Origin of the sequence: Klebsiella sp. PL-2018 (genome assembly GCF_019048985.1) — a bacterium.
GTDB classification, from domain to species: Bacteria; Pseudomonadota; Gammaproteobacteria; order Enterobacterales; family Enterobacteriaceae; genus Klebsiella; species Klebsiella michiganensis.
In genome coordinates this window covers 128,599-136,402 of the sequence record NZ_CP077674.1, presented here as the reverse complement: position 1 = coordinate 136,402, position 7,804 = coordinate 128,599, and the positions used below count along the sequence as shown (strand labels likewise).

Here is a 7,804-nt window from a genome sequence, read left to right as displayed (position 1 = left end):
AAAGCGCTGGCGAACGTAACGGGCCTGAAGCATCTCCAGACCACCCAGTTCGCTAAGGTGACGATACCTAGCTTTCTCCTCGGTCCGTTTTTTTCCTGCCATCCGGCGATCTCCTTTTTTGTACAAAATTGCTGATCCTAGCTCCAGAAAAATGCGCCATGTGGTAGCGATTCAGATGCACTCAACAAAGTTGCGTTGCGGCATGCATGCACACCAGTTGACCTTGAGTACGCGAGCACACCCGTGCCAGTCTTTACTGATGAGGTGTGCCGACCTGGGGCAACGGAAGCTTGCGTGCATCCTTCAACAACAGCAGTAGCTGCTGCTCCCGTACGGACGATGTCTCAAAGCCGAAGCACTGGTAGAAGCGTGCGGCTTCATCATCGATCGGATGCGTCAGCATGGCCCGCACGCCAGCTTGCTCGGAGATGATGACCGTGCGCCGGATTGCTTCCTACAGAAGCCCCACGCCAATACCGCGCCATGCATATGCTGGTCGACAGCCAACCGCGCCAGAATGACAACGGGCACGGGATACGCCCCCATTCCCTTTCGCACACGGTCAGGCGCTTCCAGGGTATCGATCTGGCCCACAGTCAGGCTGAAATACCCAACGACCCGCTGTTCGTCAGCCACGACATAGGTTTTGGCTGGGCCGCAGGACTGTGACTGCCGGGCATGCCGCACCAGCCAGTCGTAAAAAACTGGCTTTGCCGCAATCGAATTCTTCGAGCACATGACCTGCAGCCAGCACTGACGGCACCGTCAATGCCATCAGCTACTCCACGGTGCAAAGCGCGAGAACAGATCCTTCAGTTCTGCATTGTCCTGCGCCGGTAGATCCAGTAGCTCCAGAAACGCATGCGACTGGCTGTGCTTATCCGACTTTATTCATGTGAGGCATCAGCCAACAGCCCGTTACTCCTTGCCCGGAACAATCAGGACATCAAGCCGCTCAGCTAGGTCGAGCACGTCGTCGTAAGTGGTCGGATCGTTAACCAGGCTGAGCGACTCACCAGTCTGGCAAAGCGATTCCGGGGAAATCCCGATCACCAAACAATATCATCGCCCGTGCGGTGTCATCCTGCCTGAAACCCATGACATCCCCAGCGCCGTCGGGCATTCCTGATAAATCTTTTCGGCCCATTTGCGGGTCGTTGGGTACTGATCCTTCTCCGTATCGATTAACGCGTTACGAGTAATACCCAACTTACGCAACGGCACGGTGGCAAGATCCACCAGTTCCAGATCCTGGGTAACCTCAAGCGTGGAGTGTACCTGCCCTTCCAGCTTACTTTTATCGTAGGTTTTAACCCCAGGTGTAAACGGGACATCGTGGAAGACCGTCTCCATCATGGCGCAGTCTTTGGTCACACCCGCGTAAATAGTCGGAATGGGCTCACCTTCCGCATTCTGAATAGGACTGAAGCGCGCGTTGCCGAGCCGGCCAGGATTAAACTGCTCGGCTGCGTACCGCTCAGGGTGAACACGGTGCAACACGGTCCCTTTCTTCAGTGAGTACGGGTGGTCTTCAGGGAGCCTGCGGGCGGCAGTGGCGTGGTCCCGGCCTCACGCTGCTCCGCCGGCTCCGCTGCCGCTTTATCCCTGGCAAGAGGCTTAGCCATGCTCTACCCCCTGAACTTCATCCCTGGCGGCGGCAATCACCCGCTCGGGCTGTGTAGCCAGCAGGTCCTGCGGCCGTCTCCCGCCCAGAAAGCTGTTGGCCGACAAGAACCAGAACGCCATCCCCCAACCATCCTTATGACCTTCAAACACCTCGATCACCTGCGCCAGTGCTTTCAGTGGCCGGAAGCCCTCATCCTTGTCCAGACCATAGGCCGGGAAATAATCAACACCATTATGGCGGATAGCGAAGATGCGTCCGGCCTTCTTCCATTTATTCGGCTGCGCGCTCGGATTGGCAGTGCTTAACTGTGCCAGTTGGGTCAGTTGGGCCGCCGTCAGCCAGTCGCCACTCTCCAGAACGGCCTTGCGCGCTTTAATCAGCATCGCTGCTTCTTTGAGAATGCGCGGTGGTGCAGGTGTCGACGGCACAAACACCTCCGCCAGGCGCTCCAGCGTTGCACGGCTTTGATGTTGCTGTTGAAACAGTCCAAACATGGAATACGCCATGTTTGACAGGTTTTCCATCAGAACCTTGGTACCGCTGTGGTTCTGATGTTCAAACGAGAAAACCAGTACGTGCTTGGCATGGGATTTACCGAGGCGGACCGTCACTTCTTTCGGGGTTCCAATCAGAGTGGAAACCCCAGGGTGCTCTTTGTGGACACTCATGGATGCTCTCCCGTGTGGGTTATGAACACGATATAATAATAGCATATCCGAAATAACCTTCCAAAGGATTACTACCGACTCTGTCGCATTAAGAAGTTGTCAGATAACATATTGTTTTTTTGCGATGTTACCTGACTATGCAGCTGATCCGACAAGCCTTCAAACGCCTGCACTATCCTGTTGATATTATTGCTCAGTGTGTTCGCTGGTATCAGGCATACTCACTCAGCCTGCGAAATCTGGAGGAGATAATGGCAGAGCGTGGGATTATCGTTGATCATTCCACACTTCACCGTTGGGTCATTCGCCCGGTACCGCTTCTGGATAAGGCCTTTCGTCGGCATAAACGTACCACAGGACGGCGCTGGCGAATGGACGAAACCTACATCAAAATCAAAGGCCAGTGGAAATATCTGTACCGGGCAGTCGATACGGCAGGCCAGACTATCGACTTCCTGCTGACAGCGAAACGGGACGCCGCTGCCGCCTTACGCTTCTTTCGCAAGGCAATTCGCCATCACGGCGAACCGGTAGTAGTCACTGTCGATAAAAGTGGCGCTAACACCGCAGCGCTGGTCAGGCTCAACGCCGACAAACCTGATGAGGAAACGATTAGCATCAGGCAAAGCAAGTATCTGAACAACCTGGTCGAGCAGGATCACCGAAATATCAAATGTCGAATACGCCTGATGCTGGGATTCAAATCGTTTCGGCGGGCACAGACGATTCTGGCCGGCATTGAGTTAATTCATATGATACGAAAAGGGCAATATCAACATCCGGCAGGTGACGTGATCTCACCTGCGGAACAGTTCTCTTTGCTGGCAGCCTAAACAACCGACAGCGCAACTTTTGCTGGCTCCACATCACTAATGCGACAGAGCTGTTGTGTGCCAGGAACGGGCGTTGCTGTCAGTTCAGTATATTAATCAATATAGGGATTATTGGTTGTTACCGACCCAAACCAATACCACGCCTTCAACATCATTTTTCCCCTTTGTCCAAAATGCGTTCACCTTGCCACAGTCTGGCTACGTACGACTCATCATTATGCAGCGAATTGGGGGAGGATGGAGGGGGAGGAGACTCTCCTGTCATGGCTTTTACTTCTCGATAAACAACAACGCGAGAACATTTTCGAGCATGGTGAGAACGACCTGCGGATCGGGCTTATCGAGCGCCCCTAACGCCAAGCCGCGCTCGAGCGTAACGATAAAGCTGGCAAATGTGGCGGGCGTCATGTGATAAGGCAACTCCCCAACTTTCTGTGCCAGACGAGCTTCTTCTTCCAGCCACTGCACGAACGCGGCACGTTCATCCCGCAACTGGTTGGATAATTCCCCTTCCCCGGTCTGAAACGCCAGAGCGGAAAAAGTCATCATGCAGCCCAAAGGTTTGTCGTTACAGCTAAACAGGATGAAAGCGGCCGTCAAAAAGGCAGTGATGCGCTGTTGAAAGCTTAACCCTTTATTCTCGAGGGTTTGCTGAAGCCCTTGCAGCCACGTCTGCCGATAGTAGGCCAGGGCTGCAGCGTACATCCCTTCTTTGTTGCCAAAAGCCAGGTACAAAGAAGCGGGTTTCATGCCTGTCGCTTGTGTCAAATCGGAAATGGAGGTTGACGCATAGCCTTTTGAAGCAAAGACCTGGAACAAAGCCCCGACCAATGCCTCTTCCGACATGAGCTTGGGCCGCCCAGTTTTCTTACTTTTTATCATGATGTTACCTTACATTTTAATAGTTTCGCATAACGTATTTTACCTTATTTTTGAGCAATCGCTAAAAAAATATTTGCACCCACAATCCAGCCAGGCTATATATTTTAGCGACCACTAAAAAACGTCCTCTAAGGAGAACATCATGAAATAGATCATCATTGCTTCAATCCTGGCATTCAGCGCAGTCCCTGCTTTTGCACAAAACACGACAGAAATTACGCAGTCGCACCAATGTGAACTGTTGCGCATCGGGAGTATCACCGCCTCTATCGGCACCATTGATGAGTTAACGCATCAACTTGCGGCAAAAGCTCAGAATGCCAGGGCTGATTATTTTCGGATCAACCATCTGAATACCAATCAACTCGGTTATGCCACGGCAACGCTTTATAACAATGCCGATGCCAAAGCGTAATTAGAAACAACTCTCTTGTTGATATTAAAAATATGTAGCCACACATGCTGCAGCAATTTCAACCAGGAAATACATTATGAAAAAGTCACTGAAAATTGCACTTATCGCCTCTCACCTCGCACTATTTGGTATTGGTTTCGGCGCAGGAATATATATCTTACCAGTCCTGACCGCGGAAAAAAATTCCACCACGGAAGAGATCCAAACCGTTAAAGACAATGCACGCTATAACGGTGTCTTTGATAAAAACCAGAAAGGCAGCAATGCTGTGCACTGGGCAGAAGGCAAGCTGTATGTGAATGATAAAGAGATAGCCTTTGAAGGCAGCGTCGCGCCCGGACCGGATTACAAGATCTACTTGACCAAAAACCAGGCCAATGATCGTGAATCCTTCATGAAAATCAAAGAAGACTCACTTTATATTGGCGACCTTAAAAACTTCGGTAATTTCAAAAAGAGCCTTCCGAATGGTGTCAATATTGACGAATACACCACCGTACAAATCTGGTGTGAGAAATTTGAACAGTTTATTTCTTCGGCTTCGTTCAAATAAACAAGTTCATAGCGGAATCACTTATCCTGGCTCTGTCGCATTAGTGATGTGGAGCCAGCAAAAGTTGCGCTGTCGGTTGTTTAGGCTGCCAGCAAAGAGAACTGTTCCGCAGGTGAGATCACGTCACCTGCCGGATGTTGATATTGCCCTTTTCGTATCATATGAATTAACTCAATGCCGGCCAGAATCGTCTGTGCCCGCCGAAACGATTTGAATCCCAGCATCAGGCGTATTCGACATTTGATATTTCGGTGATCCTGCTCGACCAGGTTGTTCATTAATAGGAATTAAAACCTGAAACTGAACAACAAACAACCACCATTTTTGACTCCCGGCCAGCGCTGACGGAGGTCTGGTGATTGTTTGCTTCAATCGGTAATCGCTCATTTATCGGTGATATCGATTAACTGACCGTCTTTTAAACTTTCCCTGCGCTGCGGACGGATCTTCCCTGCATCCGCGCCTAACCGCACATTTTCATCTGCGCCAGCTGCTCATGCCGTGCCACCAGTTCCGCAAGCCGCAGCCCCCGTTTCAGCCCGCTGAAACACATTATCTTCCCGCACAAAATGCACGCCAGTGGGTCCACTTTCAGCAGCCGCTGGTACAGCCCCCGCCATGTCACCTTCCGCGCCGTTTTACGCTGCGTCTCTGTTAACAGATACACGACTTCCAGCACGGCCCGCTTTGACGGACTCAGAAAACCGTAATACCGCACCATCCGGAACCGCTTCTCCGGCACGTGCCAGGAGAAGCGTTCCATAAACTCATCCCCGCTCAGCGTCAGCATCTCCTCCTGCTTTGTCCGGTGACTGCGGTAGCGCATGATAATTTCATCCCGCCCGGCGTAGTGCTCCAGCCGGCTCATCGACACCGGGGGCTTCTTAAGGTAAGCCCCGAAGTACATCGCCACGTGCGTGGCGTTGTCCATCACCTTCGACACCCGCACATTCAATTTTCTCCTGTTCGCCGCAGGCCATAACAAGTCGCAGCCGTCAGGCTGCCTACTTGATGAGGCAGACAAGGAATTTATCGGAAAAAGCAGAGGCGATCACAATCGTCTGGGAATTGCCCTGCAAATAGGGTGCGTGCGTTTTCTGGGCACCTTTCTCACCGATATGAATCATATGGCTCTGTCGCATTAACGGAGGTAAGTCAGTAAAGCCTCGTGTTGCCACTTATTCAGGCAGCCAACAGATAAAATTGTTCTGCCGGTGACAATCCATCACCTTGCAGATGCTGTCCTTTGCGTATCATGTGGATTAACTCAATACCTGCCAGTATCGTCTGTGACCGGCGAAATGATTTGAATCCCAGCATCTGACGTATCCTGCGTTTGATATTTCGATGATCCTGCTCAATCAGGTTATTCAGATACTTGCATTGCCTGATGGTAATGGCTTCTTCCTCAGGGTTGTCGGCATTGAGCGTGGCCAGAGCCGCAGTATTCGCGCCGCTTTTATCTATCGTGACCACTTCAGGCTCGCCGTGGTTACGGATAGTTTTGCGGAAGAAGCGCAGCGCTGCTGCCGCATCCCGTCTGGCGGTAAGCAAAAAGTCGATGGTCTGGCCGTCGGTATCCACTGCGCGGTACAGATACTTCCACTGACCTTTGATTCTGATGTAGGTTTCATCCATACGCCATCGCCGACCGACTGTGCGCTTATGTCGGCGAAAGACCTTATCCAGCAACGGCACCAGGCGGATAACCCAGCGATGGAGCGTGGAATGATCAACGACAATGCCGCGCTCAGTCATCGTTTCCTCCAGATTACGCAGGCTCAGGGCATAAGCCAGGTACCCGCGAACACTCTGGGCAATAATATCGACGGGATAATGCAGCCGCCTGAAGGCATTTTGGATCAAAGGCATGGTCAGGTAACATCTTAAAAAATAGCATGTTACCCCACGATCCCTTAATGCGACAGAACCACGTTTTGTACGGTTGGCCCTCAAACCCCGTTATTGGGTAAGCTATAAGTTTTGCAAGGAAAAAGGATTAAAAATGGCTGTTACATGCCCAAAATGTGGTTCAGACAAAACACAGAAAAGAAACATTGGTACAAAGGTAGCAGGTGGAGCTGGTGCAGCCGCTGGAGGAATTGGCGCAATCGCCGGTGGGAGTGAAGGAGCCACCGTAGGAGCTGCAATTGGTTCAGCAATATTCCCAGGTATCGGGACTGTTGCCGGGGGGGTTATCGGTTTTCTTGGCGGTCTGGCAGCAGGTGCGGCTGTGGGTGCTGCTGCAGGAAAAGCAGTAGATGAATACATCTTAGATAAGTACAAATGTAATGCCTGTGAAAATACCTTCAGTGATGACTGATTTACCATAACATCCCTTGCCCGCACCGCCCCTGCCGGGTTCGCCGCGACAGGGGCGGAAGTCAGGTATAAAGGGCAACAAACCACCCGATAAACCGCCCCTGTCACGGCTGATATAATTTAAACACATGCATATTCATGCAGCCAGACGCATCAGCATTACTTACGTCACAAAACAGAGCTGTAACCGCCATTTCTGGTGGTTTTCTGTGTGAAAAACACCTAATCGCCATACTCCCTCTCTCCGAGCGTTTTTATCCGCTGCGGAACACTTCTGATCACCTCTTCGTGCCGTATAGGGGTTGTAAGCAGGAACCCGCCAAAATTTTGTGGCGTCAAAAATTTAATTGGCCCAGACAGCAATAGGGGATTCTTCGCCGGAAATCTGGATTTTTCTACGACCTGTAACGCCGAGCGTTAACCCCAGTTACTGGCTGACCCGTTTCGCGATAATTGAAAAAATCAGAGGCTCGACCTCAGTCGGCTTCCCGCCGTTAAAGTTGG

9 protein-coding genes and 3 pseudogenes are annotated in these 7,804 nt (G+C 51.5%); 5 read left to right on the top strand and 7 right to left on the bottom strand.

The window, feature by feature from the left end; genetic code table 11:
* Positions 1-253: 253 nt before the first annotated feature.
* The 3 genes and pseudogenes from MKleb_RS28320 to MKleb_RS28310 form a co-directional block, all read right to left on the bottom strand.
* Positions 254-775: pseudogene (locus tag MKleb_RS28320) on the bottom strand (GNAT family N-acetyltransferase).
* Between the two features lie 287 nt (positions 776-1,062).
* Positions 1,063-1,500 (bottom strand): RES family NAD+ phosphorylase, encoded by a 438-nt coding sequence (locus MKleb_RS28315; RefSeq protein WP_228740814.1) that lies wholly within the window; start codon positions 1,498-1,500, stop codon positions 1,063-1,065.
* A gap of 117 nt (positions 1,501-1,617) precedes the next feature.
* Positions 1,618-2,295: a hypothetical protein gene (locus MKleb_RS28310; RefSeq protein ID WP_217076901.1), complete on the bottom strand. Its 678-nt coding sequence runs from the start codon at positions 2,293-2,295 to the stop codon at positions 1,618-1,620.
* Between the two features lie 137 nt (positions 2,296-2,432).
* Between MKleb_RS28310 and MKleb_RS28305 the strand changes: the two genes are divergently transcribed.
* Positions 2,433-3,128, top strand: a complete 696-nt coding sequence (locus MKleb_RS28305; protein ID WP_217076900.1) for an IS6 family transposase — start codon at positions 2,433-2,435, stop codon at positions 3,126-3,128.
* 270 nt (positions 3,129-3,398) lie between these two features.
* Here the strand turns inward: MKleb_RS28305 and MKleb_RS28300 are convergent, their stop codons facing one another.
* Positions 3,399-4,010 (bottom strand): TetR/AcrR family transcriptional regulator, encoded by a 612-nt coding sequence (locus tag MKleb_RS28300; RefSeq protein ID WP_217076899.1) that lies wholly within the window; start codon positions 4,008-4,010, stop codon positions 3,399-3,401.
* Positions 4,011-4,251: 241 nt separating this feature from the next.
* Between MKleb_RS28300 and MKleb_RS28295 the strand changes: the two genes are divergently transcribed.
* Together MKleb_RS28295 and MKleb_RS28290 are read left to right on the top strand one after the other, a co-directional pair.
* A complete protein-coding gene (locus MKleb_RS28295) occupies positions 4,252-4,425 on the top strand; it encodes a YdgH/BhsA/McbA family protein (RefSeq protein ID WP_217076897.1) in 174 nt (57 codons plus the stop codon).
* Positions 4,426-4,501: 76 nt separating this feature from the next.
* Positions 4,502-4,978 carry a DM13 domain-containing protein gene (locus MKleb_RS28290; protein ID WP_217076895.1) on the top strand — a complete coding sequence of 159 codons (477 nt, stop codon included), beginning with the start codon at positions 4,502-4,504 and terminating at the stop codon, positions 4,976-4,978.
* Positions 4,979-5,058: 80 nt separating this feature from the next.
* Here the strand turns inward: MKleb_RS28290 and MKleb_RS28285 are convergent.
* Together MKleb_RS28285 and MKleb_RS28280 are read right to left on the bottom strand one after the other, a co-directional pair.
* Positions 5,059-5,256, bottom strand: a pseudogene (locus MKleb_RS28285) (DDE-type integrase/transposase/recombinase); the annotation flags it as partial.
* Between the two features lie 185 nt (positions 5,257-5,441).
* Entirely contained in the window at positions 5,442-6,011 is a 570-nt protein-coding gene (locus MKleb_RS28280) for a transposase (protein ID WP_416381401.1), read from the bottom strand.
* Between MKleb_RS28280 and MKleb_RS30050 the strand changes: the two are divergent.
* Positions 5,986-6,108: pseudogene (locus tag MKleb_RS30050) on the top strand (DUF4158 domain-containing protein); the annotation flags it as partial. The gene MKleb_RS28280 and the pseudogene MKleb_RS30050 overlap by 26 nt on opposite strands.
* Before the next feature lie 52 nt (positions 6,109-6,160).
* On the opposite strand, the gene MKleb_RS28270 reads toward MKleb_RS30050, so the two are convergent.
* Positions 6,161-6,850 carry an IS6 family transposase gene (locus MKleb_RS28270; protein ID WP_217076891.1) on the bottom strand — a complete coding sequence of 230 codons (690 nt, stop codon included), beginning with the start codon at positions 6,848-6,850 and terminating at the stop codon, positions 6,161-6,163.
* A 133-nt stretch (positions 6,851-6,983) separates the two neighbouring features.
* Between MKleb_RS28270 and MKleb_RS28265 the strand changes: the two genes are divergently transcribed.
* Positions 6,984-7,301 (top strand): hypothetical protein, encoded by a 318-nt coding sequence (locus tag MKleb_RS28265; protein WP_217076890.1) that lies wholly within the window; start codon positions 6,984-6,986, stop codon positions 7,299-7,301.
* Positions 7,302-7,804: the final 503 nt, after the last annotated feature.

Bases quoted from the DNA above. Each gene is read 5' to 3' on its own strand.
- MKleb_RS28310 (WP_217076901.1), bottom strand. From the start codon at position 2,295: ATGAGTGTCCACAAAGAGCACCCTGGGGTTTCCACTCTGATTGGAACC.
- MKleb_RS28305 (WP_217076900.1), top strand. From the start codon at position 2,433: ATGCAGCTGATCCGACAAGCCTTCAAACGCCTGCACTATCCTGTTGAT.
- MKleb_RS28300 (WP_217076899.1), bottom strand. From the start codon at position 4,010: ATGATAAAAAGTAAGAAAACTGGGCGGCCCAAGCTCATGTCGGAAGAG.
- MKleb_RS28290 (WP_217076895.1), top strand. From the start codon at position 4,502: ATGAAAAAGTCACTGAAAATTGCACTTATCGCCTCTCACCTCGCACTA.
- MKleb_RS28270 (WP_217076891.1), bottom strand. From the start codon at position 6,850: ATGCCTTTGATCCAAAATGCCTTCAGGCGGCTGCATTATCCCGTCGAT.
- MKleb_RS28265 (WP_217076890.1), top strand. From the start codon at position 6,984: ATGGCTGTTACATGCCCAAAATGTGGTTCAGACAAAACACAGAAAAGA.